General features: G+C 39.0%; 21 protein-coding genes and 1 tRNA gene. 14 read left to right on the top strand and 8 right to left on the bottom strand.

Features of this window, described 5'->3' with window-relative positions:
* Positions 1 to 25: 25 nt before the first annotated feature.
* The gene (locus tag MOZ64_RS03600) at positions 26 to 871 is read left to right on the top strand and encodes a MetQ/NlpA family ABC transporter substrate-binding protein (RefSeq protein ID WP_320325240.1); all 846 of its coding nucleotides are present in this window, start codon (positions 26 to 28) and stop codon (positions 869 to 871) included.
* A gap of 120 nt (positions 872 to 991) precedes the next feature.
* On the opposite strand, the gene MOZ64_RS03595 is transcribed toward MOZ64_RS03600, so the two are convergent.
* Positions 992 to 2,668 carry an aryl-sulfate sulfotransferase gene (locus tag MOZ64_RS03595; RefSeq protein ID WP_320325239.1) on the bottom strand — a complete coding sequence of 559 codons (1,677 nt, stop codon included), beginning with the start codon at positions 2,666 to 2,668 and terminating at the stop codon, positions 992 to 994.
* Positions 2,669 to 2,777: 109 nt separating this feature from the next.
* Here MOZ64_RS03595 and MOZ64_RS03590 point away from each other — a divergent pair, with 109 nt between their 5' ends.
* The 4 genes from MOZ64_RS03590 to MOZ64_RS03575 all read left to right on the top strand — a co-directional run bounded on the left by MOZ64_RS03590 (position 2,778) and on the right by MOZ64_RS03575 (position 7,883).
* On the top strand, positions 2,778 to 3,917 hold the full coding sequence (locus MOZ64_RS03590) for an exonuclease SbcCD subunit D (protein WP_320325238.1): 1,140 nt from the start codon (positions 2,778 to 2,780) through the stop codon (positions 3,915 to 3,917).
* Positions 3,914 to 6,967, top strand: a complete 3,054-nt coding sequence (locus MOZ64_RS03585) for an AAA family ATPase (RefSeq protein ID WP_320325237.1) — start codon at positions 3,914 to 3,916, stop codon at positions 6,965 to 6,967. The genes MOZ64_RS03590 and MOZ64_RS03585 overlap by 4 nt, the downstream gene beginning before the upstream one ends.
* Before the next feature lie 66 nt (positions 6,968 to 7,033).
* Positions 7,034 to 7,708, top strand: a complete 675-nt coding sequence (locus tag MOZ64_RS03580; RefSeq protein WP_320325236.1) for an ATP-binding protein — start codon at positions 7,034 to 7,036, stop codon at positions 7,706 to 7,708.
* Positions 7,701 to 7,883 (top strand): ferredoxin, encoded by a 183-nt coding sequence (locus tag MOZ64_RS03575; protein ID WP_128520762.1) that lies wholly within the window; start codon positions 7,701 to 7,703, stop codon positions 7,881 to 7,883. The genes MOZ64_RS03580 and MOZ64_RS03575 overlap by 8 nt, the downstream gene beginning before the upstream one ends.
* A gap of 83 nt (positions 7,884 to 7,966) precedes the next feature.
* Here MOZ64_RS03575 and MOZ64_RS03570 read toward each other — a convergent pair whose 3' ends face one another.
* A complete protein-coding gene (locus MOZ64_RS03570; protein WP_320325235.1) occupies positions 7,967 to 8,836 on the bottom strand; it encodes a class I SAM-dependent methyltransferase in 870 nt (289 codons plus the stop codon).
* A gap of 38 nt (positions 8,837 to 8,874) precedes the next feature.
* Here MOZ64_RS03570 and MOZ64_RS03565 point away from each other — a divergent pair, with 38 nt between their 5' ends.
* Both MOZ64_RS03565 and MOZ64_RS03560 read left to right on the top strand, forming a co-directional pair.
* Complete coding sequence (locus tag MOZ64_RS03565; protein ID WP_320325234.1) at positions 8,875 to 9,810, top strand: AEC family transporter; 936 nt, start codon at positions 8,875 to 8,877, stop codon at positions 9,808 to 9,810.
* A 12-nt stretch (positions 9,811 to 9,822) separates the two neighbouring features.
* Positions 9,823 to 10,998, top strand: a complete 1,176-nt coding sequence (locus tag MOZ64_RS03560) for a hypothetical protein (RefSeq protein ID WP_320325233.1) — start codon at positions 9,823 to 9,825, stop codon at positions 10,996 to 10,998.
* Positions 10,999 to 11,042: 44 nt separating this feature from the next.
* Here MOZ64_RS03560 and MOZ64_RS03555 read toward each other — a convergent pair whose 3' ends face one another.
* Positions 11,043 to 11,540, bottom strand: a complete 498-nt coding sequence (locus MOZ64_RS03555; RefSeq protein WP_320325232.1) for an ECF transporter S component — start codon at positions 11,538 to 11,540, stop codon at positions 11,043 to 11,045.
* 128 nt (positions 11,541 to 11,668) lie between these two features.
* Here MOZ64_RS03555 and MOZ64_RS03550 point away from each other — a divergent pair, with 128 nt between their 5' ends.
* Genes MOZ64_RS03550 through MOZ64_RS03535 form a run of 4 tightly spaced genes read left to right on the top strand, consistent with a single transcriptional unit; the run spans position 11,669 to position 17,531 of the window.
* Positions 11,669 to 13,822, top strand: coding sequence for an ATP-dependent helicase (locus MOZ64_RS03550; RefSeq protein WP_320325231.1), 2,154 nt, complete (start codon positions 11,669 to 11,671; stop codon positions 13,820 to 13,822).
* A 30-nt stretch (positions 13,823 to 13,852) separates the two neighbouring features.
* Entirely contained in the window at positions 13,853 to 15,847 is a 1,995-nt protein-coding gene (ligA, locus tag MOZ64_RS03545) for an NAD-dependent DNA ligase LigA (protein WP_320325230.1), read from the top strand.
* Positions 15,834 to 16,907, top strand: coding sequence for a CamS family sex pheromone protein (locus MOZ64_RS03540; RefSeq protein ID WP_320325229.1), 1,074 nt, complete (start codon positions 15,834 to 15,836; stop codon positions 16,905 to 16,907). The genes ligA and MOZ64_RS03540 overlap by 14 nt, the downstream gene beginning before the upstream one ends.
* Before the next feature lie 39 nt (positions 16,908 to 16,946).
* Positions 16,947 to 17,531, top strand: a complete 585-nt coding sequence (locus MOZ64_RS03535) for a hypothetical protein (protein ID WP_320325228.1) — start codon at positions 16,947 to 16,949, stop codon at positions 17,529 to 17,531.
* Positions 17,532 to 17,589: 58 nt separating this feature from the next.
* On the opposite strand, the gene MOZ64_RS03530 is transcribed toward MOZ64_RS03535, so the two are convergent.
* Genes MOZ64_RS03530 through MOZ64_RS03520 form a run of 3 tightly spaced genes read right to left on the bottom strand, consistent with a single transcriptional unit; the run spans position 17,590 to position 21,600 of the window.
* Positions 17,590 to 19,437, bottom strand: coding sequence for an ABC transporter ATP-binding protein (locus MOZ64_RS03530; RefSeq protein WP_320325227.1), 1,848 nt, complete (start codon positions 19,435 to 19,437; stop codon positions 17,590 to 17,592).
* Positions 19,424 to 21,172, bottom strand: a complete 1,749-nt coding sequence (locus MOZ64_RS03525) for an ABC transporter ATP-binding protein (protein ID WP_320325226.1) — start codon at positions 21,170 to 21,172, stop codon at positions 19,424 to 19,426. The genes MOZ64_RS03530 and MOZ64_RS03525 overlap by 14 nt, the downstream gene beginning before the upstream one ends.
* Positions 21,166 to 21,600: a MarR family winged helix-turn-helix transcriptional regulator gene (locus MOZ64_RS03520; RefSeq protein ID WP_320325225.1), complete on the bottom strand. Its 435-nt coding sequence runs from the start codon at positions 21,598 to 21,600 to the stop codon at positions 21,166 to 21,168. The genes MOZ64_RS03525 and MOZ64_RS03520 overlap by 7 nt, the downstream gene beginning before the upstream one ends.
* A 94-nt stretch (positions 21,601 to 21,694) precedes the next feature.
* Between MOZ64_RS03520 and rlmD the strand changes: the two genes are divergently transcribed.
* The 3 genes from rlmD (at position 21,695) to MOZ64_RS03505 (ending at position 24,159) form a co-directional block, all read left to right on the top strand.
* Positions 21,695 to 22,999 (top strand): 23S rRNA (uracil(1939)-C(5))-methyltransferase RlmD, encoded by a 1,305-nt coding sequence (rlmD, locus tag MOZ64_RS03515; RefSeq protein WP_320325224.1) that lies wholly within the window; start codon positions 21,695 to 21,697, stop codon positions 22,997 to 22,999.
* A gap of 13 nt (positions 23,000 to 23,012) precedes the next feature.
* Positions 23,013 to 23,100 (top strand) — tRNA-Leu (locus tag MOZ64_RS03510).
* A gap of 171 nt (positions 23,101 to 23,271) precedes the next feature.
* Positions 23,272 to 24,159 (top strand): NlpC/P60 family protein, encoded by an 888-nt coding sequence (locus MOZ64_RS03505; RefSeq protein WP_320325223.1) that lies wholly within the window; start codon positions 23,272 to 23,274, stop codon positions 24,157 to 24,159.
* 61 nt (positions 24,160 to 24,220) lie between these two features.
* Here the strand turns inward: MOZ64_RS03505 and MOZ64_RS03500 are convergent, their stop codons facing one another.
* The gene (locus MOZ64_RS03500; RefSeq protein WP_320325222.1) at positions 24,221 to 25,204 is read right to left on the bottom strand and encodes an aspartate-semialdehyde dehydrogenase; all 984 of its coding nucleotides are present in this window, start codon (positions 25,202 to 25,204) and stop codon (positions 24,221 to 24,223) included.
* Between the two features lie 3 nt (positions 25,205 to 25,207).
* Positions 25,208 to 26,527, bottom strand: a complete 1,320-nt coding sequence (locus MOZ64_RS03495; RefSeq protein WP_320325221.1) for an aspartate kinase — start codon at positions 26,525 to 26,527, stop codon at positions 25,208 to 25,210.
* Between the last annotated feature and the right edge of the window lie 97 nt (positions 26,528 to 26,624).

Genomic DNA, 26,624 nt, shown 5'->3' with positions numbered 1-26,624 from the left:
CTTAAATAAAAGAGGAGAGAGAACAATGAAAGTAAGTAAGATCATTAAAGCCGTAGCTGCTTCGACTTTGGCATTGTCATTAGTAGTTGCCAATGTACCAGATGTAGCCGCTAAACAAACCAAAACATTAACTGTAGGCGCAACAACATCGCCTCATGCGATTATTTTAAAACATGTAAAAAAAGAATTTGAAGCAAAAGGCTATAAACTAAAAATCAAAGAATTTTCGGATTATCCAGAAATTGATCCTTCCACTTCGGATGGTTCCTTGGATGCCAATTATTTCCAACATCAACCTTATCTAACATCCTACAACAAAGATAAAGGATACAAAAAAGGGGATGATGGTTATCTAGTATCTGCTGGAAAGATCCATTTTGAGCCAATGGGCATTTATGCTGGAAAGAGTGATGATCTTGACAAAATTGAAGATGGTGCCCAAATTGCCATTCCAAATGATGAATCCAATGAAGCTCGTGCCTTGTTGTTGCTGCAAGATCAAGGTTTGATCAAATTGAAAAAGAGCGTAACGCCAACGACAACCAAGATTACTTTAAAAGCAGTTACTTCCAATCCACATAATTTAGATTTAGTGGAAATGGATGGCGCCCAAATTGCTTCAAAATTAGCCGATGTTGATTTTGGTGTCATTAATGGAAACTATGCATTGGATGCAAAAGTTACCGATAAGCTATTGGCCAGTGAATCCAGTTCTGGTGAAGTTGCCAAAACATATGGTAATGTCATTGCCGTAAAAGAAACCAATAAGAATAGTAAGGCCGTTAAAGCTTTGGTCAAGATCTTAAAATCCGATGAAACGAAAAAATGGATCAAAGATGAATTCAAAGGAACAGTATTACCGGTTGAATAAATAAGTCCAATTTGGAACCAGTAGAAGCAAATGGGTCTTGCTTCTGCTGGTTCTTTTGTATGGATCAAAAGAAAAGAGCTGTAGACAAGTAGATGGATCTATTTGCACAGCTCTTTTTTGTTATTTATTGAAGTAGAATCCATCAAAGTCGTATTTGTATACGCGATAGATCATATATTTATTTAATTTCATCTGAAATTGCTTTAATAACGTACCATCTTTTGTGTATTCACCAAAGATACCTTGGAATCCCGAATCCACAATAATATTGCCAGCTAATTCCTGAACACTTGATACATGCGAAGAATAAGGAACTGCAAAGGATTGTACCAATTCATACGTACCAGCATTTTCATCTACTAAATATTTGTAGTAATACGAAGAGGCTTGAGCTAATTCCGTTGTACTTAAATTTGAATTGGTCTTTGTTTGGATACCATCAATTTGCGTCCAATCGTATGTTTGTGTTGGTGACTGACCATAATTATTGTTGAACATGTATAAATAATATTGACCATCGGCTAAGCTATCATCGTATTCAATGGTTACACTATGTTGGCCACCTGTATTTGCGAACGTACCAACTTGATTCAATACCTTATCTCCATATGTAGCATCCCAGAAATTCTGTTGACCAATGATATAATCAATATTTGGACTGTCATCAAATAAATGACTAATTTTAAGGATGGATGAAGTTTCTCGACTCGATAAAATGACCGTATCATTTCCCAACCATTGAATGGCATTGATATGGATCCAATCTAAACCAACGACACCTTCTTGATTGGTAATACTGGCTTTATGCGCTGTGGCTTTATAATCACCTAAAATATCACCTAGATCGACGACTTGTAAGATCTTATCGGTATCTGGATCTATGCGCAAGATCAGATCTTCACTACTGGAATCACTATATGATTTCCCTTCCTTACTTCCTAAGACAAGTAAGTTTCCATCATCATCGAAACAATAATCATGATGGAGTTCATAATCACCCGTATGGATAATCTTCTTGACTTGTCCGAAAGAATTGACAGCTGCTATTTTGGTTTCGGAAATACTGTAATACATCAAACCGTTTCGGAACAATAAACGATGGGCACGATAACCGATAATGGGCGTTTCACCACGAAGGGTTCCATTATTGTCATAATAATAAACAAAATCTTGATCATCACTGTCATTGCCTAAGATCGCATATAAACCATTGGATAAAGATTGGGTTTCGTTATTGGCCGTAACTTCCAAATTGGTTTCTTCTACGCCTAATTTTTTGCCCATCTTGTATTTGATGGTCTTTGTCGTCTTTTTACCATTCGCATCCGTTAATGTAAAGGTGATGGTATTGGTCGTATTTGGAATCAATCCAAGTACAGTAAATTCATGCGTTTTCTTGGCGCTTTTTTCAACCGTTTCACTAAAATCGGACGTATTCTTCGCTTGGATCGTATAAGATACTTGAACGGCTTTATCGGTCTTGAAGTAAACATATAAAGACAAATGATTGGTTCCATATGGATCATGAATGATCAACATATCTTCATCGGTATAGTCCTTTTGGTTCTTTAGATCATCGATATTTTCTTTAACCGAACTCGAATAATCGGTCGAATAAAACGTTTCGACCATAGCAGCCACGGTTTTTTTCTTTCGATTTTCCAAAGAATCAAAATTCGTATTTTTCAATACGGTATCACCAGTATCAGTGATTTGCGTTGTGCTGGTTGTCGAACATGCACTTAACATCAAGGCCAATACTAAGGCACAAGCGACAATCTTACGATGTGATTTCATAAATTCCTCCCTAAACGAGAGTACTTTATCCTATGAAAAATTAGAGATACTTTAAAAAAACATGAAAATTAATAAAATGATACTATAACTAGAGAATAGGGAGGTTATCATGAAAATATTTCATTTATCCGATTTACACATTGGTATGAATCTTATGAATTATGATTTGATCGAAGATCAAAGATATGTCTTTGATCAAATTATTGCCTATGCAAAAAAAGAAAAGCCTGATGTCATCCTCATTGCTGGTGACATTTATGATAAAGCCGTGCCAAGTGCTCAAGCCATTGAATTATTTGATGCTTTTATTTCCACTTTGGCAATGGCTTTACCCTCTTGCGTATTCATGATGATTTCAGGAAATCATGACAGTGCACCACGCATTGATTGTTTTCGTCATATTCTATCGAAACAAAATATCTATATGATTGGTCAGCCACCACAAAATAAAACCGAATCCATCTTTACGATTGATATAAACGATGCCTATGGACCTGTGCGTTTCTTCTTGTTACCATTCATTAAACCGTCCATGGTCCGTTCTATTTTTGAAGAGGATGGATTATCGTATGATGCTTCGATGCGAAAATTGTTGCAACGAGAACATATCGATCCATCCATACGAAATATTTTTGTAGCGCATCAATTTTTTGTACCAAAAGGAAGTGATCCATCCTCGATTGAACGAATGGATTCTGAAGTTTGTACCGTAGGCAATATCGATCAAATCTATAGTGATATCTTGGCTCCTTTTGATTATGTTGCTTTAGGCCATATCCACAAACCAACGAAAGTTGGGAAGGAGACCATTCAATATTGTGGTACACCCATGCCGTATTCACTTAGTGAAGCTGGACAAGAAAAACATATCGTGATGATTCAAATCAAAGAAAAAGAAAAGATTGCGATCCAATATTTACCATTAGCTCCAATCCATCCGATTCGTAAACTCTCGGGATCTTTGGAAACGTTATTGGATCAAGCTTGTGAGGATTATGTTTCGTTGGAACTGACCGATCAAACCAATATCTATGTAGCTGAAATCCAAAAACAACTGCGCACAGCTTTTCCTCATCTATTGGAAATCAAACGAGCATTTGGATATACATCGAGCTATCAAACGATTTCTTCGAGCGAACCAATCGCCGATCCATGGACGCTTTGCTCGCAATTTTTAGGCCCAATGAATACGGAAGAAGAAAGGGCTTTAAAAGATATCTTGAATGCTGTACTGGAGGTGGAAGAATGAAACCCAATACATTGACGCTATGTGCGTTTGGATCTTATGCACAAACAACAACGATTGATTTTGATAAGCCCAATCAAAATCTTTTCTTGATCACCGGAAATACTGGATCCGGGAAAACAACCATTTTTGATGCATTGGTTTTTGCGTTATATGGCCAAGCCAGTTCCAACAATAATAAAAAAATGGGAGCTATCCTCCAAAGTCAATTTAGTTCGTATGATACGACTCCCTATGTTGAATTGACTTTTACCGACCATGGTCAAAAATATACGATTCATCGCGTGCCGGCTCATTATCAGATGTATAAACGAGGGCCTAAAAAAGGGCAACGTAAGGAAAAAGCGGAAAATGGTTCTGTCTCTTTGATCATGCCCGATGGACGCGTGTATCCACCAAAAGAAACCAATGCGAAGATCGAACAAATTATGGGATTATCCAAAGAACAATTTATGCAAGTGGCCATGATCGCTCAAGGCGAATTTATGGATGTATTGCGATCCCATTCCGATGATAAAAAAGCCATCTTCCGTAAGCTCTTTCATACCGATCTTTATCAGAAGATCATTGATCAAGCGAATGAACGAAAGAAACAAGGAGAAAATGATCTTCATCAATTTCAGTTGCGCTTGTTTTCTGAATTTGAACATTTTGAATGTGATGACCCCGTTTTGATAGCCAATCGACAAATGATCATCGATGGGAAAAACAATGACTTAGAGGCATATATTCAACAGTTACAAGCGGCTTTAAAATCCGAGAAGCAAGAAAGTGACAGATGGAATGAAAAAAACCAGCAAGCTCAAAAAGAAAGGGATACGTACTATACATTGTTTCAACAAGCCATCCATTTGGAAGAGGCCTATACATCTTTATCCATAGCGAACAAGAAAAAAGCAGAATTGGAAAGACAAAAACCAAATATTCAAAAGCAAGAAGATTGGATCCAGAAAACGGAACAAGCATGGCATCTACATCAGTTGTATCAACAATATACGCAAGCTCTCAATTTATATAAGGAAGTAGAAACCCATCTGTTACAGGTAAAGGAAAAAGAACCAAAACTTCATGAACGTATGATTGATCTACAAACAAAAGAAGCGCAGGAAAAGAAACAATACGAGTCATGGATGAAAGGGTATCATGCGTTGGAAGAACAAGTACAAAGAGCTCGCAAAACGTTTGGAGAAATCGATCACTGTGATACGTTATTGAAACAAGTCAATGATGATCAGAAACAAAATGTTTCGGATCTAAAAACGTTGGAAGAGAAACGAATCCGTTTGAAAAAAGATCAAGAGAGGCATCAAACCATCTTGGATACGTTAAAAGATCTAGATGTTCGTAAGCTCCAACTGGAAAATCAAAAACAAGAATTGGATGCTTGGGACAAAGACTTGGATCAAATGGATGAATTAGACGCAAAGATAAAAATGAAGCAAGGAGATTACACAAATATTGCTTTTGAACACGATCAAGCTTTGATCAGTTATCACCAAGTATCCAATCAGTTTTATGATACCCAAGCCGGTTTGCTCGCTGCTCAATTAGAACCAGGAAAGCCATGTCCTGTTTGTGGTTCTTGTCAACATCCTCATCCGGCTAGTCAACAAGAAAATACGATCACAAAAGAAGAAGTCAATGAACAACAAGCTTTGGTACAAAGCTTAGATACAGAACGAGAAAAGATGGCCTATGATATTGATGCGATGACAAAAAAACGACAAGAATTGAGCAATCAACATGAGGGAGATTTTACTACCGCTTATCAAATGTATCAAGATCAATGGAATCAATGGCAAAATGATCAAAAACGATTTCAAAAGAGTACCATAGAAATAGAAAAAATGACTTCACAAATCCAGGATATGGAAACAAAGATCTTAGCTTGTCAAACGCGCCAACAGGATCTTTCGCTACAAAAAGAAAAGTGGCAGGTACAAAAAGAGACATTAAAAAAAGCAACACCGTTTGAATCGTTGTTTCAGGCTGAGCAACAATGGCAAGATAAACATGGTGAAATGAAAAACAAGAAACAGGCATATGAAACGATCCATGATGATCTAGAAAAAGTGTCGAACGAATGGCATCGTTTGGCAACATTGAAAAGCAAGTACGAACAGGAACTTCCACAAAGAAAACAATGGATGGAAAGCACACAGGCTACTTTTCTTAAACAACAGAAAGAACAGCCCATCGATGATTGGCAAACCTATGTCACGCAATATACCAAAGAAGATGTGGAAACTTGGAAACGATCTGTGGATACCTTTAAACGATCGATCATTGCGATCCATACTCAGATTCAAGATGCACAGCAATTGATCAAAAATCGACCAAGACCGGATATCAAAAAAATGGAAGAAACACTACGATCGATAGAAGAAACGGCCAAAGAAACTTCCGAGCATGCCGTGCGATCGTTGTCGCAATTTGACAATAATCAGAAAACGATGCAAAAGATCAAAGCGCAGTGGCAACAACACCAAAATACGCTACATATGTATGGAATGTATGATCGATTGTATCGACAATTATCGGGAAATATACCAGGATCTCGTATGGATATTGAAACCTATGTGCAACGAACGTATTTAGCTCGTATCCTGGATGCAGCCAATGCTCGGTTCTTAGAAATGTCTTCGGGCATGTTTGAATTGCGGATGAAAGATGTCGAAACAGCTGGTGAAGGCAAGAATCGAGGTCTTGATTTTATGGTCTATTCCCATGTGACCGGACAAACTCGTGAAGTTCGTACCTTGTCGGGTGGAGAGTCATTTATGGCTGCCCTTTCTTTAGCTTTAGGAATGGCTGATGAAATTCAAGCCCATGCATCTGGTATCCAATTGGATATCTTATTTATTGATGAGGGCTTTGGTACCTTGGATGATCATGCACGTAAACAAGCCATTCGCGTTTTACAACGTATGTCAACCGGTACAAAAATGATTGGTTTGATTAGTCATGTGGATGAATTGAAACAGTCAATCGAAGATCAATTGATCGTCACAAAAGATGATAAAGGGTCGCATATTCGTTGGCAAATTAGTTAATTTGTTGGAAATCAAACGAAATAAGATTGGTTCTTTCATTATAGTAATAGATAGGAGGAAGCATAGATGTTAAGAGATATTATTACGATTGATGAATCCAAATGTAATGGATGTGGTGCTTGTGCACAAGCCTGTCATGAAGGAGCCATTGAAATGATCAATGGAAAAGCACATTTAATTCGTGAAGATTATTGTGATGGATTTGGCGATTGTTTACCAGAATGTCCAACGCAAGCCATCCAGATTCAAAAAAGGGAAGCAGCTGCTTATGATGAAATTGCGGTACAACGACATAAGCAAAGTAATATGTGTCCAGGCCATCAAGTACAAATGTTTGAGAGAAAAGATGTTGAACAGGTTTCTTTGGTGCAACAAAGTCAATTGAGACAATGGCCTGTCCAAATTCAATTATTGCCAATGGAAGCTCCTTTTTATGAAAATGCGAAATTATTGATTGCGGCGGATTGTACGGCCTATGCCTATGCGAATTTTCATCAAGATTTTATCCAAGGACATATTGTTTGTGTAGGTTGTCCAAAGTTGGATCCAGTCGACTATAGTGAAAAATTAACAGCGATTCTTTCTCGTAATAAGATTAAAAGCGTGAAGATCGTACGAATGGAAGTGCCTTGTTGCGGTGGTTTGGAAATGGCTGCGAAAAAAGCCTTACAAGCCAGTGGCAAATTTATTCCATGGCAAGTCGTAACGATTTCTCGAGATGGGAGGATTTTAGATGAGTAAATACGAAGTCAATGATCAATGCATCGGTTGTGGTATGTGTGTGGGCCTTTGTCCAGATGTGTTTGAAATGGGTGAGGATAGTTATCAAGCCCATGCGAAAGATGTGGATACGGAAGATCCAGCAGCTGAAGAAGCACAAAGAAGCTGTCCAGTTGGTGCCATCCAAAAAAAATAATATATCCCTGCAAGCTGTCTTTTACGAAGGCAGCTTTTTTTGATGGAAATGAAAAAAACGCAGAAAATTCTGCGCAAACAATGTTATGGAATCCAACGGCCAAAAATACCACAGGGCAAGACACTGTGATCATGGGTCACTGGTAATAGATTTTCACCTGTTTCAATGGATCCACCATGTTCTTTTTGTACACTTCTTTGTAGCGTTTCTTGTAAAGTTTGGCAAGAAAACCCTGTTGTATAACAATTCACGATGAAAAATAGAGGATCCTCGCTCAATAGCTTTTGTGTTTCATTGACCAACTCATAGAGATTGTCTTCCAATTTCCAGAGTTCTTTTTTGGGACCACGACCATAGCTTGGTGGATCCATGATGATACCATCATAGGTTCGATTTCGACGTTGTTCTCGTTTCACAAATTTTAAACAATCATCGACAATAAAACGAATTTTATGATCTTCTAGATGATTGAGTTGCATATTTTCTTTCGCCCATTGGATCATTCCTTTTGCTGCATCTACGTGAACAACTTCATTGGCACCTGCTTTGGCCGCAGCCATGGTGGCACCACCTGTATAGGCAAATAAATTCAAGATACGAATATCTTTACGTTGGGAGTTACGAATGGACTTCATGATAAAATCCCAGTTTGCGGCTTGTTCCGGAAATAGACCGGTATGTTTGAATCCTGTAGGACTGATCTTAAAGCGCAATTCTTTATAACCAATGGTCCAGAATTCTTTGGTTTGTTTCTTGGTTTCCCAATAGCCACCCCCTTTGTGGGAGCGATGATAGATGGCATCGGCTTGATGCCATGGAGTGGCATCTTCAATGGGCCAGATACAAACGGGATCCGGACGACGCAATACAATGTGATTCCAACGTTCTAGTTTTTCTTTATTTCCGGTATCGATGACTTCATAGTCTTTCCAGTCTTTTGCGATTTGATTCATATGGATATTATATAGTAACTTCGTGATATAATAAACCCATGGATAATTTGATTTTTAGTTTAGAAGCGACGATGCCCGTTTTTTTATTGATCGTTTTGGGATATTTTTTTGAAAAAGTTCACATACTCGATAAAGCGCTTGCCAATCAGATGAATCGATTTGCGTTTCAAATTGCTCTTCCGGTTCTGGTATTTCAAGATCTTGCACAACAAGATTTTGCGAAAGCCTGGAATGGGAAATATGTGTTATTTTGTTTTGTCATCACTTTGGCATCCATTGGCATTGCTTTTCTGTTATCGTTACCCATGCATGATAAAGCCGAACGTGGCGAATTCATTCAGGCGACGTATCGCAGTAGCGCAGCCATTCTTGGTTTAGCATTTATCATAAATATTTATGGATCTTCTGGCATGGCTCCTTTAATGATCATCGGTACGGTTCCTTTATACAATGTAGCAGCCGTCATTATCTTGACGTTGACCAGTTCCGAAAAAAAGGCAGGAGCCATCAAACAAAGCCTGATTGGAATATTGACCAATCCCATTCTCATTGGCATTGTGGTTGGTTTATTTTGGTCGGTTTGTCACTTGCCATATCCCGTTATTTTTGGCAAAGTGGTACAATCGGTGGCAAATCTGGCAACACCGTTATCTCTGATTGCGATGGGAGCTGCCTTTGAATTTCATAGTATGAGAAGAGTATGGAAACAAACTCTTGTTGCCACTTTTATGAAATTGGTTGGTTTTGTTGCTTTGTTTATGCCATTGGCCATTCGAATGGGTTTTCGCAATAGTTACATCGTCGCTTTATTGGTGATGATGGGTTCAGCAACGACCGTATCCAGTTATGTGATGGCCATCAATATGCATCATAAAGGAGAACTCAGTGCGGCTGTTGTTTCTTTGACGACATTAGTATCTGCCTTTACTTTAACAATGTGGCTCTTTATAATGAAATCTCATGGATGGATCTAGGAGGTCAAAAGAATGTTTGTACGGATGATTTGTAAGGATCGAAACGAAAAAGAAAAAAATGAGTTATATCAAGTCATGGGTGCTCTATGTGCGCGTGAACATATGCAAATAGAAGAACAAGCAGATCGTGTTGTGATCTATGCTTGTGTACAAGGGAATATTGTGATTACCGAAGAAGACGATGATGTGATCATCGAAGCGAATACACGACATGGCGGCGCTGGTTTCCATGCTTTTGCGGTGGAGTTTTGTAAAGATATTCAAACCGAATGTCCAGGGGAATATGAATTGATTGATGATCTGGATTTTGATGCAGATGAAGATTTTCATCGTTTACACCATATCTATGAAGATGAAATTGTCTATTTAAAGGATCTATTGCTGAAAAATCCGGAAGTCAGAAATATGAATTATATGTATGATCAAACGTATTTTTTACCCATTGAAAAAGATGGACGTATTTCCACCGCCATTGGGGATATGGATATTTCTGAATTTGCACGCATGGAAGCGCATGATCTGATGGATAGCTTTTTTGTTTGGAACGATTGGGAAAAGAATGCCCGTTATTATAAGAATGCCGCATTGGTGACACTGGCGAAAGAAGGCGTCGGTCCGTATGCGACCATGAATGCGGATACGATCAAACATGCCAATGAAATTTGTGATTTTATTGAATTGGCAAATCGGAAAGATCCACATATTTCGTTGCCCTTGGATGTATATGAAGATCTGTGTCAACAATTAGGGCGCCAACCACAATTGGAACATGCACATGCGATGGAACAAGAAGCCATCCAATATCGTACCCAAGAAGTGTATCATCTATTCGATGATGTGAAGGTCGTTGCTGATGGTGCCTGTGAAAGAAGTGTGGATCCGGTCAATGAAGCCTTATGTTTGATGGCTCCTTATAAGGATGAGTCCCAGTGGTCCTGGTTACTGATGGCTAGTAAAAAATCGGATATTTGTTCGCATTTGGATGAATTATTACATGAAGACCCGATTTCTTATGACAACAAACAATTTTATTTTACGCAATGGATGGAGGACGATGCGACAATGATCGATGCTTTACTGGAAGAAGAGGATCGTAGTTTATATTTTCACGCGATCATTGCCAATCCAAAGGATGTGCCTTATATCAAACAATGCATCAAAGAAAGCGGATTTATTCATCAAGCCTAGGTAACTGGGCTTTTTTTAATAAAAAAAATAGTCAGCTTAGCTGACTAAAAAGAAAATCGTTTAATGGCGGCTCGTTTAATGGCTGGTTCTAATGCGATCGCAATGATCACACTGGCACCACCTTGTACAAGGTTTCCGGCGACCGAAGCAAGACCTAACCAAATGCTTTGATTCACGATACTGTCCGCAATGATATAACCACCAATCATGCAAAGAGCAGCAATGATAAATGCGAACCAACCTTTGTTCCATTGTTTGTATAAACGACTGGCGACATAGCCCTCAATGCCTTTGATGATCAAGGTAAAGATCGCATAGTAGGCATAACCACCTGCAACATCAGCAATGGCAGAACCAATACCACCAATCAATAATGTGTCGATTGGATCAACCAATGCAGCGAAGATAAAAATAACAGCATCGCCCACATTGACATATCCTTGAAGACCATTGGGAATCCGAATCAAAAGTGTTGTAATGGCAACTAACGCAATGCCTAAAGCGACAAGTACGATACGATGTGTTTCTTTTTGTGTTGACATATTTCTCACCCTTCCTTAGGCATACTCTAGCGCAATTTTTTTGGTTTGTCTAATTAAAGAAAACAATAGATGGTATTCATTCTATACATAACAAATTGAACCGTGATATGATAAAGCACGGTGATAAAATGACAGAAGTACTGGACTCTTTAAATGAAAATCAATATAAAGCAGCAACGACCATTGATTCGCATGTGCGTATCATTGCTGGGGCTGGATCTGGAAAAACACGTGTATTGATGGCACGTATCGTATATTTGGTCAACAAGATTGGCGTATATCCCAGTCGTATTCTTGCCATCACATTTACGAATAAGGCAACCAATGAAATGAAAGAACGCCTGATCCATTTACTTGGAGAAGATGCATATAGTGTGCGTATTTCAACGATTCATGCTTTGTGTGTACGAATATTACGTGAAGATGCGGATAAGTTAGGCTATCCAAAATCCTTTACGATCTTAGATAGCGATGATCAACGATCCATATTGAATCCTTTCTATCGAGAGTTGGATATCGATAAGAAAAGTTTTCCATTGAATAAAGTGATTGGCTTTATTTCCAGTCATAAAATGGCACATGTGGATCCGGAAGAAGCTGAAAATTATGTGCAAACAGAAGAGCAAGAAATCATGGTCAAATTGTATCGCAACTATGAAAAGAAAAAAAAGGAGATGAAGGCATTTGACTTTGATGATTTATTATTGGAAGGCCATCATTTATTGAACTTTGATCGCGAAGTTCGAAAAAAATGGCAAAATCGCTTGGATTACATTCATGTGGATGAATTTCAAGATGTGGATCCAACCCAATATGGCATCATTCGTTTATTGACCGGACCTGATACCAAATTGTGTGTGGTGGGGGACCCCGATCAAACGATTTATACATGGCGGGGGGCATCGGTTGATATTATCTTGCGTTTTGATAAAGATTTTCCTGATTGTCAAACTGTGATCTTGAATCAGAACTATCGAAGCACACAACCCATCTTGAATGCTTCCAATGCGGTCATTGCGCATAATCAATCGCGCATCAAAAAGGATCTATTCACCAATTTGCCAGGTAAGGATAAGATTCATGTACATTGTGAGTTGGATGATGATCAAGAACCATTGTATGTAGCCAAATTGGTGAAACAACGCCATGATCAAGGCATTTCTTATGCGGATATGGCCGTATTGTATCGATCCAATTACACATCTCGGGCATTTGAAAAACGAATGCGACAAGCCAATATTCCTTATGTTGTCTATGGCGGGATTCGCTTTTATGAACGACAGGAAATTAAAGATGCTTTATCGTATTTGAAATTATGTACTCATCCGGATACAGAAGATCCACAACAATTTTCGCTGGACTTAGCTGTGACTCGTGTGATCAATCAGCCTCGTCGAAAAATTGGTGCCGTATCGCTTCAAAAAATTCAGGAAGAAGCATCCGCTCGTCATCTCAATATGTTAGAGACCATGCGTCATAGTCAAGATCTTTCGGGAGCAACAAAAAAACGTTGTGAAGACTTTGTTCATTTAATTGATGATTTACGCTCGCATCGAGATGATTATGCATTAGAAGATTTCCTGGATTATGTATTGGAACGATCCGGTTATATGGATATGTTGGAAAAAGAACAAGATACAACCCGTATCGATAACTTGAAAGAATTAAAACAAGATATCGCACAAACGGTACAAGAAAATCCAGATACCACGTTGGAAACCTATCTTCAAGATATTTCGTTATTTACCGATCGGAATGAGGTGGCCAATTCAGATCATTTACTTTTGATGACCGTCCATGCTGCCAAAGGATTGGAATTTGATACGGTTTTCTTGGTAAATTTTAATGATGGTATCTTTCCAAGCTTACGTTCCTTGGATGAAGGTGGCAATGCTGCCTTGGAAGAAGAAAGACGCTTGTGTTATGTTGCCATGACCCGGGCAAAAAAAGTTTTATATATTACTTACAATCGTGGCTATAGCTATATGTTGGAAGGAAATAAATTACCAAGCCGGTTCTTAAAAGAGATTCCTGCCTCTTTTATTGAATCGGATGCGATGCAGACAAGTCAACATCAAGCATCAAAACCAATTTTATCTTCGAGACCGAAAGCTGGTCATAAATCCAAATATCGGAAGGGAGATATTGTGGAACATACGGTCTATGGACAAGGTGTGATCATTAAGGTTGAAGGCCGTGTGGCAACGATTGCGTTTGATCATAAGATTGGTGTGAAAAAATTGAATATCCTACATCCATCTCTCAAGAAACGGGAATCGTGATATAATACAAACATTGATAGGTATATTTATATGGATGAAAAGAAACGAATTCTAGAACTCAGAAAAATATTAGAAGAATATTCGATCGCATATTATGTCTATGATGATCCAACGGTACCTGACCAAGAATATGATCGTCTATTGGATGAATTGATTCATTTGGAACAAAAACATCCGGAAATGTACGATGCCAATTCACCCAGTCAACGCATCATTGGGTCGGTCTTAGATGGATTTGAAAAAGTGACCCATACATCTTTGATGTTGTCGCTTTCCGATATTTTTAATCTGGATGAGATCCGTGCTTTTTGTAGCCGTATTGAAGAAAGCGTTACCGATGCAGAATATGTAGTGGAATGTAAATACGATGGATTGGCTATGTCACTGACCTATGATAATGGGGAATTCATCCGTGCTGTGACTCGCGGTGATGGAACGGTGGGAGAAGATGTCTCCAATAATATCCGTACCATTCCTTCGATTCCGATGCATATTCCTACTCAGCAGCATGTAGAAGTACGTGGTGAAGTCTATATGCCCAAACAAAGCTTTGAAAAATTGAATGCGAAACAAAAAGCAGCTCATAAAAAGCCATTTGCGAATCCGCGCAATGCCGCAGCTGGTTCGATTCGTCAATTGGATTCACGCATCTGTGCTTCGCGAAAATTGGATGCCTATTGGTATTATTTTCAAAATGCGCAGGATTTTGGCATTTTGACCCAAGAAGAAGCACTAGAAAAAATGCATGAACTTCATTTTCGAGTCAATCCCATTCGTAAAGTTTGTAAGAACGCGGATGAAATTTGGGCATTCATTCAAGAAATTGGTGAGAAAAGAGAAAGTTTACCATATGAGATCGATGGTATGGTCATTAAATTGAATTCTTTAACGGATTCTTCTCGTTTGGGTACGACTGTTAAAGTACCACGTTATGCGATTGCGTATAAATTTCCAGCTCAACAAGTCCAGACGCGTTTGTTGGATATTCAATTGAGTGTGGGAAGAACTGGCAAGATCACACCCAATGCAGTTTTAGAACCGGTTCGCGTGGCAGGAACCACTGTACAAGCAGCTACTTTGCATAATGAAGATATGATCCTTCATAAAGATTTGCGAATTGGCGATATTGTTGTGATCCATAAGGCCGGTGAGATCATACCAGAAGTTGTGCGAGCCATTCCACAACGTCGTGATGGGACACAAAAGCCGTACATCTTTCCATCTACTTGTCCGGTTTGTGGTTCAAAATTGGTGCGTTTTGAAGATGAGGCAGCGCATTATTGTGTGAATCAAGATTGCCCAGCTCGTGTTGTAGAAAGCATGATTCATTTTGCATCCCGAGATGCGATGGATATTGAAACGCTCGGTGATAAAAAAATTGAACAGTTACATGATTGGGGCTTATTGAATTCCATTGAAGATATTTATTTTTTGAAAGATCATCGCGAAGAATTATTGAATAAACCACATTACCAAGCTAAATCTGTGGATAAATTACTGGAACAAATTGAAGCCAGCAAAAAACAAGAATTAGGTGTTTTATTATTTGGCTTAGGAATTCGACAAGTTGGTAAGAAAGCAGCCATGATCTTAGCGAATGCATTTGGTTCGATGGATGCCTTGCGACAAGCTTCGATCGATGATTTGATCCAGATCAAAGATATTGGTCAAATTACTGCCGAAAGCATCGTTGCCTTTTTTCAAGAAGAAAAGAATATCCATTTGATACAGGTCTTACAAGATCAAGGTTTGTGTATGACGCAAACGAAGAAATCGATCCAACAAAGTCGATTTACGAATAAAACTTGTGTATTGACAGGTACGTTGGAACATTATACGCGCAACGAGGCCAAGGCCATTTTGGTTTCATTAGGTGCCAATGTATCGGGATCGGTTTCAAAGAAAACGGATTATGTCATTTATGGAACGGCAGCGGGTTCAAAATTAACGAAAGCACAAACGTTAGGCGTAGCAACGATGAGTGAGGATGAATTTTTACAGGAGGTAGAAAATGCACAAGCGTAATATACTCGTAGGCATTCTTTGTGCCTCTTTATTAAGTGGTAGTGGTTGTTCATCGATCACTTCGTCCAAATCTTCATCGGATCAACAAGAAGAATATAGTGCTATCTTACCCTATGAATCCAGTGATACGCGGGTCAAACATGTTGGAATCATTGCGAGTGAAGATGTCCGGATACAAATTGAAGATGGTTTGATGGATCTTTCCAAACACTATTTTTCGCCAAGCGAAGTTGGTTATAAGACTCATGCTTTCTTGGATTATGATGAATTGGATGCAACCGATGGCTCACGTGGACTCTTAGGAACATTACGTGATGATAATCCCAATGGTTTAAATCCAAGTACCAATGATGAATTTGATACGGGCAATGGCAAGGTCAAAGGAGCTACCATTTTGGTGGATATCTATGAGCTGGATTGGTATAAGAAAAATGATCTAAAAGGCATTTCTTTGGGCTTGGTTGTCAATGATCGTGTCGGCGATAATAACACGAAGATCACGAAAGCAAAAATGCGACAATATTTGAAAGTAACATCTACGAAATTGGTCAACTATATGCGTTCACGTTTTAATGAGATCAATGATAATATTCCCATCTATGTGGCCACCTATGAATTAAATGGTAGTGAAACCGCGGATGATACGGGCGGATATATGTATTCTGGCTACTTTGAAGGAAATAAACAAGAATATGCCGTTTTAGATGAAAAATGGTATCGCGTTCCAAGTACCAGTTTAACAAGTAAAGATTCAACGACCGCCGATCAATTTACATCTTTCCAAGAAGCCATGCAAAAGGTATTGCCAGATAATTCGTATGTGATTGGCTCTGCCAAGTATGAAGGGGATACCCTCACGCGAATGACCATTGACATTACCGCGCATGGGAAAACAGCAGGTGAAATGTTGGCGGTTTCACAGAGTGCAGAAAAAAATTTATCGAAATTCAAAAAACGTACATGCGAATATACGGTACGGATCACGAATAATGATAAGGTGTACTGCATGATGAAGCGAGCCGCAAACTCGACGGAAGTGGTCAGTGTGACTTCCATGTAGTTTGCAGAGTATGTTATAATGAAAGCCAGGAGACATGCTATGCAAGAAGAAAAAACAAGAAAACCGAAACGAATGAAGAAGGTGAAACGAAAACAGGGACATAAACTTGTTTGGATCACGTTGATCTTGATTGCGATTCCCATTGTTTTCGTATTATATGTCGTAGGAACGAGTGCCATCGGCAGTGATCGACCCGTTGAGGGCAATCGTTTCCAAGATGGTGATTTAGATCCAAAGATCACAACGGAAAATATAGCCGAAGTGCAAACAAAGGTTGCCCAAATTAGTGGTGTATCCGATGTGACCGTCACTTTGGAAAGTGCGACTTTACGTGTGAATTTAGATTGTGCGGATGACGCCGATCAAGCCACGATCAATCAAATCACGGAAGAAGCATATAGTGTTGTGGATAATTTGCTTCCGATCAAGACCTATTTCACCAATAGCAGTAAAGGAAAGATGTATGATCTCGAAGTCGATGGATATAATTATGTGGTAGATAATTCGCATCCTCAATCGAGTCAGATCTATATCAAGATCACAAAGACGGCACCAGGTAAGAAAACGACGGATGTATTAACGACACCAAAAGATCAGGAATTGGTCAATGAAATTACCCGATAGGCAAGGCTTGGCTTTGCCTTTTTTTGTGGGAAAATATTAATGCCTAAGAGAATTTCTCTTAGGCATTATCGGCAAATGATCCTGTATATAATTGATAATATTTACCTTTTTGTTTTAATAGATCGTCATGATTACCACGTTCGATGATCTTACCTTGTTCTAAGACCATGATGGCATTGGCATTTTGTATCGTAGATAAACGATGCGCAATCACAAAGACCGTACGGCCTTCCATCAGTTTATCCATACCTTCTTGAACGATACGTTCGGTATGGGTATCAATGGAAGATGTTGCTTCATCCAAGATCAAGACCGGTGGATTGGCAACAGCTGCACGCGCAATGGAAAGAAGTTGTCGTTGACCTTGCGATAAACTGTTACTATTGATGATCGTATGATAGCCATGTTCCAAGTGCATGATAAATTCATGTGCATTGGCCAATTTTGCGGCGGCAATACAATCGTTGTCACTGGCTTCTAAATTTCCATAACGAATATTATCCATCACGGTACCGGTAAATAAGTTAACATCTTGAAGGACGATACCTAAAGATTGACGCAGGTCTTTTTTCTTGATCAATTTAACATCAATGCCATCATAGGTAATGGAACCTTTTTGGATGTCATAGAAGCGATTGATCAAATTGGTGATGGTGGTTTTACCTGCCCCGGTTGGTCCAACAAACGCGATCTTTTGACCGGGTTTCGCAAATAAATTGATATCATGGAGAATTTCTTTATTCGGCGTATAGCTAAAGGAAACATCCAAGAAGCGAACATCACCTTTTAATTCAACATATTCGGTTCCATTTTTACGTGGATGCGCCCAGAACCAATGACCTGTATTTTCATGGCATTCATGCCAATTTCCTTGTTCATCTTGTTTCATATTGACCAAGGTGACTCGGCCATCATCGACTTCGCTTACAGCATCTTGGAGTTCACAGATTCGTTGCGCACCGGCTTGAGCCATGACGATCGCATTTAATTGGGTTGAAATCTGACCAATGGGACCATTGAAAGATCGGTTCAACTGGATAAAAGCCGCAATGGTTCCTAAAGTTAAGCCACCCATATGATTGATGGCTAAGATAGATCCTACTAACGCATTTAATACTAAAGATATATAGCCCATATTACCTAAGATTGGCATTAGGACATTGGCATATTTATTGGCTTGGTCGGCGGCATGAAACAAATCTTCATTATATTGATTAAATTCCTCAATCGATGCTTGTTCATGATTGAAGACTTTGATGACTTTACTTCCTTCGATCATTTCTTCAATAAATCCGTTGACCGTACCCAGATCTTTTTGTTGGCGAATAAAATAGGTGCTGGATTTTTTTGACACATTTTTGGAAACAAGGATCATCAAAGCACCAACCGCAAAAGTGACACAGGCCAGAGGAATATTTAAGATCAACATGGAAATCGATACGGTAATGATCGTGATCAATGAAGAAAGAGCCATCGGAATACTTTGCGATAATAATTGACGTAGCGTATCAATATCATTGGTATAGACTGACATGATGTCCCCATGGGCATGGGTATCAAAGTAGCCAATAGGCAAGGTTTCCATGTGTTTAAATAAGCCATCACGTAATTTCTTTAAAGAGCCAACGGAAATGGTCACACATAGAAAATTAAATAACCAGTTTGCGAATACACCAATCAGAAAAATGATGGAAACTTGGATCAGTGCATGAAACAAAGGCGTGTAATTGGGATGGGTCTGATCAATCAATGGGGTAATGTAGTCATCGACCAATTGTTGCAGGAACATACTGCCATAGACACTGGCCAATGATGAAAGGATGATGAAGATCAATACGAGTAGACAATGTATAGGATAATTATGAATGACTTCTTTTACGATACGGACTAAACTATTCTGCTTCATCAAAATCACCTCCTCCTTCTTGTTGAGCTTCAAATGTTTCTTTATATGTTGGTGATGTCTTCAATAAGGTTTCATGATTACCGATGGCATCGATCTTTCCATTGTTTAAAACAATGATCATATCCGCATCTTGGATGGAACTGATTCGTTGAGAAATGATCAAGCGTGTGATATGGGGTACTTTTTCTTTAAAAGCCTGACGAATCAACGCATCTGTCTTGGTATCAACAGCACTGGTAGAATCATCCAAGATCAAGATTTTTGGTTTTTTCAATAAAGCACGGGCAATACATAAACGTTGTCGTTGGCCACCCGAAACATTGGCTCCACCACGTTCAATATGACTATCGTATTTTTCAGGCATTTTTTGAATAAATTCATCGGCCTGTGCCCACTGACAAGCTTCTAGAATTTCTTCATCACTCGCATTTGGATTTCCCCAACGCATATTTTCTTTGATAGAACCAGAAAACAAGATATTTTTTTGAAGGACCATGGCGACATTATCACGCAACACTTCCAGATCATACTTTCGAACATCGATACCACCGACTCGGATGGATCCGGACGTGACATCATATAGACGAGGAATCAATTGAACAAAACTTGATTTTGAGCTTCCGGTAGCACCAAATATGCCCACGGTCGAACCAGTAGGAATGGAAATATTGATATCACTCAAAACATGCTCATCTTCTTTATCGTTTTTACCATAATCAAAATAGACATGATCAAATTGAATGCTGCCATCGGCAACCGAATTGATCGCATTTTCAGGGGACACGATCGAACTTTTTTGCGTTAATACTTCACTGATTCTTTGACCAGAAGCAATGGACATCGATACCATGACGACGACCATCGATAACATCATCAATGCGAATAAGATGTTCATGACATAGGTCAATAAAGTCATTAATTGACCGGTTGTCAATTGGGAACTCACGATCATGTGAGCACCAACCCAGGCAATCCCTAAAATCATGATATAAGCAGAAAGTTGCATGGCTGGTGAGTTGATGCTTAAGATACGTTCCGCTAATCGTTGTATCTTGAATAAGTTTTGGCTGGTATCTTCAAATTTATGAATTTCATAAGGTTCCCGCACAAAGGATTTGACGACTCGAATACCGGTTATATTTTCTTGGATACGTGCATTTAAGGCATCGTATTTTTTGAATAAACGATTGAAGATGGGACGGACAATAAAGATGACGCCAAATAAGACAAGGGCGAGAAAAAGACTGACGCCTAAAAAAATCAGGGCGATCTTGCGATTGATCAAAAAGGTCATCACCAAAGAAGCAATGAGCATCATGGGTGCACGAGCACATGTACGAATGACCATCATGAATGCCATTTGCACATTGGTAACATCGGTTGTCATACGCGTGATCAATGAACCCGTGGAATAGTGATCAATTTCTTTAAAAGAAAAATTGGAAATATTTTTATATTCCGCTTTTCTAAGATTTTTCGCAAATCCAGTGGATGCATAGGCTGCATATTTACCACTTTGGAACCCACAATATAAAGAAAGGATAGCAGCGGCCAACATCAATGCAGCACTTATACCAACAACGTGTAGATTGCCTTTTTGAATGCCTTCATCGACCATGATGGCTAATTGATAGGGAATAAAAACTTCCATCAAGGCTTCGACAATGACCCACAACGGGGTAACAATGGTAGCACGTTTGTATTCTTTTAGTTCAGAAAGAATCGTTTTTAACATGGTTTTTCCTCCATTTCTATATTTTGTAAAATTTGTATCAGCATCGATCGTAATGACGCTTGGGAATCTACATCGATATTTTTCATCAATTGCGATTCCATATCTTCAAATACAAGACAAATTTGATGATGGATCTTTTGTGCCTCTTCCGTTTCATTGATATACCGAATTCGTTTATCTTTCTTACTGAGACTGCGATAGACATAGCCTTTGTATTCCAACCGATGGACAAGCCCCGTTAGGGTCGGATACGAAAGTTGCAACTGATCTTGTAGTTCTTTTAAGGTGATGCGATGATCCTCTTGTTGATGTAGAATAAATAAAATATCCAATTGTGGTTTGGTCAAATCAAACGATTGCAAACGTTGCTGAATATATTTATTAATTTCTATGTTAATATGCTTAAAATAATATCCATAATGAAACATAACTCCTCCTATTATTTAGCATGCTAAATATATATACAACGAATATACGCATTCGTCAATTGATATCTACAAATAAATTGTTTAGAATGTGAACATGAAGAAAAATGAAGTATATACGACCCAGATCCTTGATCTAACGAATATGGCTTATGGCGTGGCTCGTATTGATGGATGGGTTGTTTTTGTTCCCAATGTATTAGCTCAAGAAGAAGTAAAAGTAGGAATCACGAAGGTTTGTAAAAAATATGCCTATGCACGATTGATAGAAGTCATCAAGCCCAGTCCGGATCGGATCGAACCGGTTTGTCCGGTTGCTAAGACGTGTGGTGGATGTCAGTTGCAACATATGCGCTATCCAGCTCAATTGGCTTATAAACAAAAAATGGTACAGGATTGGATGCCGGAACAAGAAGTTCGATATCCATTGGGCATGAATACACCCTATGCCTATCGGAATAAGGCCCAATTTCCGATTCAGATTCATTCGGATAAGGTGGTCATGGGTTTTTATCGTCTACATTCCAATGACATTGTTCCTATTCAACGCTGTGCCATTCAAGATCCTGTGATCAATGACTTGTATGAATGGTTTCAACAACATTTAACACCTCGACTCGCACAAGGTTTACGACATATATATATACGATATTGTTCGTCCACGCACCAATCACAAATTGTTTTGATTGGTCAACAAAAAAACGATTGGGAGCCATTGGTGAAAGATTGTGTGGCTACATTTGATCATGTGGCAAGCATTGTTTATAATCGAAATACGCGAAAAGACAATGTGATCTTAGGCGAAGAGTACGAGGTATTATATGGAAAGCCATATATCTTGGCTACCTGTTTCGAAAACCAAGTACGTTTGCATTTCAAAGCGTTTTTTCAAGTCAATTCGATGCAAATGGAAGTCTTATACCAACAAGCGTTGCAGGCAGCTTGCTTGGATCCATCCATGACGGTCATCGATCTCTATGCTGGAACCGGAACCATTGGAATGATGGCGGCCTCTTATGTGAAACAAGTGATTGGGGTAGAAATTGTGCCCGAAGCGGTGGAAAATGCGAAAGAAAATTATGCGTTAAACGATCTCCATAATGGGTCTTATTATTGTATGGATGCCAGTCAGTTTGCACATGCCATGAAAGAACAAAAACAAAATGTTGATGTTGTTTTTGTGGATCCACCACGAAAAGGGATGAATAAACAAGGCATTGAAGATATTGCGAAATTAGATCCACAACGTGTGATCTATGTGTCTTGTAACCCAAAGACATTAGCACGAGATATCCAAAGTTTTGCACAGGTGGGCTATGATTGCCAATATGTGCAACCCGTCGATTTATTTTGTCAAACAAATGGTATAGAATGTGTAGCCAAATTGGAAAAAATAGATTAAAATAAGACTACACGCGGTCGTGGTGGAATCGGTAGACACGCAGCTTTGAGGGGGCTGTGGAAATTATTTCTGTGTGCGTTCAAATCGCATCGGCCGCACCATAAGAAAATCAAGTGCTTCCAGAAGTGGTAAAATGGAAGCGCTTTTTCTTTATTTTGTCTCAAAAAGTGGGAAATCCTGTGTGAAATTGTGTGTTTTTAGGCTAAAAAGTGGAATTTGATGGAAATTCATGATTACATAAAAAAGGCTTTATGAAAGAATGGAGGGATTTAATGCGTTACGCAAAAAGATGGGCCATGATTTTCGCATCTATTTCATGCCTAGGTTCATTGGCCACACCTGTATTTGCCAACGAGGGGAGCACATACAAAGTTGATTATAAAGATAAGAGTTCAGTCATTCCGGTTTTCGAAAAAATGTATACCGAAAACATGGGAACTATGAAGTACAAAAATACAAGTTTGATTCAAGACCAAGAGGTCATGACTTATGAATCGAAAACATACCGAATGGAAGTTTCGGGATTGGAGCTCGATGAAAAAGGGGACCAAAACGTCGTTTTTAAACTTTCGAAAAAGAATACAATATTGCCATCAACAGAACAGAAGAAAACGACAGTATCTGTAGTGGCACCAAAACCAAATTTAGAAGTTAGCCAAACTACGATCGATACTGTTGAAAATAAAACAGTGGATCTATCTTCTTATGTATCCACAGATGAAGATGCGACCCTTTCTTTTTCAGGCAGTGTCGATTATTCTAAAATTGGTACATATACAGTAACGGCTACCGCAACCAATAAATCAGGTGGCCAGGCAGAAACCACATTGACTGTTCATGTCAATAAAGATGATTTTTATGACAAAATTGCCCAAGCGGCTAAAGCACAAGTGGGAGTGAGCCAAGATTGTACGATGCTTGTCACGAATTCATTAAAAGCGGTAGGCATTGATTTTCATGGATGGCCAGAAGAATACTTGTCCTTAGGGGACCGAACGGACAATCCAGTTCCGGGTGATATCTGTGTGTATCAAGGACATGTTTCCGTCTATATTGGTAATGGCCAGGCTGTCCATGGAGGATGGAATGGGAACCAAACCGTTATTACCAGTGTACAGTGTTCATCACCATTGATTGCTTATGTCCATGTTCGTCATTAGTCGTGTGAAATACACGACTTTTTTTCTGCATAAGAAAAAACCCAGAATGGTCTGGGTTTTGTTACTTGATCAATTCTTGTAAGATTTGTACAGCGTTGGTGGCAGCACCTTTGCGAATCTGATCGCCACAGCAGAATAGCGATAAGCTATGGCCAGTTGGATCGGAGATATCCTTACGGAAACGACCAACATAGACAAGATCTTGATTGGTTGTATCCAATGGCATTGGATAGATACCCTTTTTAGGATCATCTTTTAAGACACATCCGGCCGCTTGATTGATCAATGCGCGAGCTTTTTCAACATCCACTTCTTTTTCACATTCGATGAAAATGCTTTCGCTATGACTACGGAAGATAGGCACACGAACACAAGTACAACTAACGAGCAAGTTTTCATCATGCCAGATCTTACGACCTTCATTTTGCATTTTCCATTCTTCTTTAGAGATGCCTTGATCATCAAAATCACCAATTTGAGGAATTAAGTTATAAGCAATTTGATAAGGGAAAGCCGTACTAGGTACGCTTGGATCTTTGGACTGTACTTCTAGATCGTGGATACCTTTCACACCTGCCCCCGAAACGGCTTGATACGTAGAAACGATCATGCGTTTGATGCCAAATTCTTTACGAAGGGCATTTAAAGCAACCAACGCAATGATGGTTGCACAATTGGGATTGGCAATCAAACCATGATGATTTTGAATATCTTCTGGATTGATTTCCGGGATGACCAAAGGGACATCTTTATCTAAACGATAAGCACTGGAATTATCCACTACGATCACATGATTTTTTTGTGCCCAGGGCATCCATTTTTTTGTGATATCATTGCCAGTTGCCCCCAAAGCATAATCGACATCTTGAAAAGAGTCTTCACAAAGTTCTTCAACAGCAATTTCTTGACCTTTATATGTAAATGTTTTACCAACCGAACGAGCGGAAGCTAATAATTTCAATTCACCAGGAACGTTTCTTTCTTCTAAACATTGCAACATTTGCTGACCTACAGCACCGGTTGCACCAACAATTGCGATTTTCATGATCTATTCTCCTTCTTTTGTAACAAACGTGTCATAAATGACTTGAATGGTCTTTTTGAAATCTTCTTCTTTGACACCCACTGTAATATTCATTTCATCACTGCCTTGAGCAATCATGCTGATATTGATATGATTGGAACCTAGTGCGCCAAATAAACGACCAGAAGTACCTGGTTTGGATGACATGTTACGACCAACGGTTGAAATCAAAGCAAGACCGGATTTTGCACGTACACGATCAGGTTTTAATTCTGTTTTGATACGTGCGACCATTTCATATAATATATCTTCTACATCTTTATCTGCAACTACAATGCTGAAGGAATCAATGGAACTTGGAATATGTTCAATCGAAATGCGATAATCTTCTAAGATGGATAAGACTTTACGAATGTAACCCACTTCATTGGACATATGTTTCTTATAGACAAGAATGCTTGTGAAACCGGTCTTACCGGCAATGCCCGTAATGGGATATTCACTTGGTTGATCGATATTTTCTTGAATGATCGTTCCTTTGTCTTGTGGCCGGTTGGTATTTAAAATATGGATCGGTATATTTTTCTCTTTGGCCGGGAAAATGGCATCTTCATGCAATACGCTGGCTCCCATATACGATAATTCACGCAATTCCGAATACGTGATATGCGTAATGGGTTCAGGATTCTTGACAATGCGTGGATCTGCCATCAAGAAACCAGAAACATCGGTCCAGTTTTCATAAATATCAGCATCAATGCAACGTGCCAAGACAGCACCGGTTATATCTCCACCACCACGAGGGAAAGTTTGGATATGACCATTGGCATCGGTTCCATAGAAGCCAGGAAAGACAAAATGGTCATATTTTGCACATTTGGCTTTTACTTTTGCGGTCGTTGCTTCCCAGTCGATGCTTTTATCCATTTTAAAACGAATGACATCGGCAGCGTCAACAAAGGCATAGCCTAAATATTCAGCCATCATTTTGGCACAGAAATATTCGCCACGACTGACAATTTCGGCTTGGGTCATTTTGGATAAATTCGCAAAGAACTCATCGAGTTCTTTTTCCATATTTAGTTGTAAGCCTAATTCTTCTTTGATCGATAAAAAACGCTCGCGAATGATCTTGGTGACATTCGAAGCATCGACATGATAATGACGATGTGCATCTAATAGATAGAGCAAATCGGTAATTTTATTATCGCTTGCCGTACGCCGTCCTGGGGCACTGACAACAACATATTGACGAGCAGGATCTGACTTTACAATATTTTTTACTTTTTTAAATTGTGTTGCGTTTGCGACACTGCTACCACCAAATTTTGTGATTTTTAACATGCTAGTCTCCATATCTATCATTAAGATTTTGTGTACGAATGGTGTACATGATGCAAGAAAAAAGTTTCAGTTTGAAAACACTTGTTTTTGCATTGTG

This window comes from Absicoccus intestinalis (genome assembly GCF_033971885.1).
Taxonomy (GTDB): Bacteria; Bacillota_I; Bacilli_A; order Erysipelotrichales; family Erysipelotrichaceae; genus Absicoccus; species Absicoccus intestinalis.
Note: the sequence above shows the minus strand (reverse complement) of the source record. Positions and strands in the feature narration are given on the sequence as shown.

What these genes read in the sequence shown, in the direction of transcription:
- MOZ64_RS03600 (WP_320325240.1), top strand. Translation starts at nt 26, where the DNA reads ATGAAAGTAAGTAAGATCATTAAAGCCGTAGCTGCTTCGACTTTGGCA.
- MOZ64_RS03595 (WP_320325239.1), bottom strand. Translation starts at nt 2,668, where the DNA reads ATGAAATCACATCGTAAGATTGTCGCTTGTGCCTTAGTATTGGCCTTG.
- MOZ64_RS03590 (WP_320325238.1), top strand. Translation starts at nt 2,778, where the DNA reads ATGAAAATATTTCATTTATCCGATTTACACATTGGTATGAATCTTATG.
- MOZ64_RS03585 (WP_320325237.1), top strand. Translation starts at nt 3,914, where the DNA reads ATGAAACCCAATACATTGACGCTATGTGCGTTTGGATCTTATGCACAA.
- MOZ64_RS03580 (WP_320325236.1), top strand. Translation starts at nt 7,034, where the DNA reads ATGTTAAGAGATATTATTACGATTGATGAATCCAAATGTAATGGATGT.
- MOZ64_RS03575 (WP_128520762.1), top strand. Translation starts at nt 7,701, where the DNA reads ATGAGTAAATACGAAGTCAATGATCAATGCATCGGTTGTGGTATGTGT.
- MOZ64_RS03570 (WP_320325235.1), bottom strand. Translation starts at nt 8,836, where the DNA reads ATGAATCAAATCGCAAAAGACTGGAAAGACTATGAAGTCATCGATACC.
- MOZ64_RS03565 (WP_320325234.1), top strand. Translation starts at nt 8,875, where the DNA reads ATGGATAATTTGATTTTTAGTTTAGAAGCGACGATGCCCGTTTTTTTA.
- MOZ64_RS03560 (WP_320325233.1), top strand. Translation starts at nt 9,823, where the DNA reads ATGTTTGTACGGATGATTTGTAAGGATCGAAACGAAAAAGAAAAAAAT.
- MOZ64_RS03555 (WP_320325232.1), bottom strand. Translation starts at nt 11,540, where the DNA reads ATGTCAACACAAAAAGAAACACATCGTATCGTACTTGTCGCTTTAGGC.
- MOZ64_RS03550 (WP_320325231.1), top strand. Translation starts at nt 11,669, where the DNA reads ATGACAGAAGTACTGGACTCTTTAAATGAAAATCAATATAAAGCAGCA.
- ligA (WP_320325230.1), top strand. Translation starts at nt 13,853, where the DNA reads ATGGATGAAAAGAAACGAATTCTAGAACTCAGAAAAATATTAGAAGAA.
- MOZ64_RS03540 (WP_320325229.1), top strand. Translation starts at nt 15,834, where the DNA reads ATGCACAAGCGTAATATACTCGTAGGCATTCTTTGTGCCTCTTTATTA.
- MOZ64_RS03535 (WP_320325228.1), top strand. Translation starts at nt 16,947, where the DNA reads ATGCAAGAAGAAAAAACAAGAAAACCGAAACGAATGAAGAAGGTGAAA.
- MOZ64_RS03530 (WP_320325227.1), bottom strand. Translation starts at nt 19,437, where the DNA reads ATGAAGCAGAATAGTTTAGTCCGTATCGTAAAAGAAGTCATTCATAAT.
- MOZ64_RS03525 (WP_320325226.1), bottom strand. Translation starts at nt 21,172, where the DNA reads ATGTTAAAAACGATTCTTTCTGAACTAAAAGAATACAAACGTGCTACC.
- MOZ64_RS03520 (WP_320325225.1), bottom strand. Translation starts at nt 21,600, where the DNA reads ATGTTTCATTATGGATATTATTTTAAGCATATTAACATAGAAATTAAT.
- rlmD (WP_320325224.1), top strand. Translation starts at nt 21,695, where the DNA reads ATGAAGAAAAATGAAGTATATACGACCCAGATCCTTGATCTAACGAAT.
- MOZ64_RS03505 (WP_320325223.1), top strand. Translation starts at nt 23,272, where the DNA reads ATGCGTTACGCAAAAAGATGGGCCATGATTTTCGCATCTATTTCATGC.
- MOZ64_RS03500 (WP_320325222.1), bottom strand. Translation starts at nt 25,204, where the DNA reads ATGAAAATCGCAATTGTTGGTGCAACCGGTGCTGTAGGTCAGCAAATG.
- MOZ64_RS03495 (WP_320325221.1), bottom strand. Translation starts at nt 26,527, where the DNA reads ATGTTAAAAATCACAAAATTTGGTGGTAGCAGTGTCGCAAACGCAACA.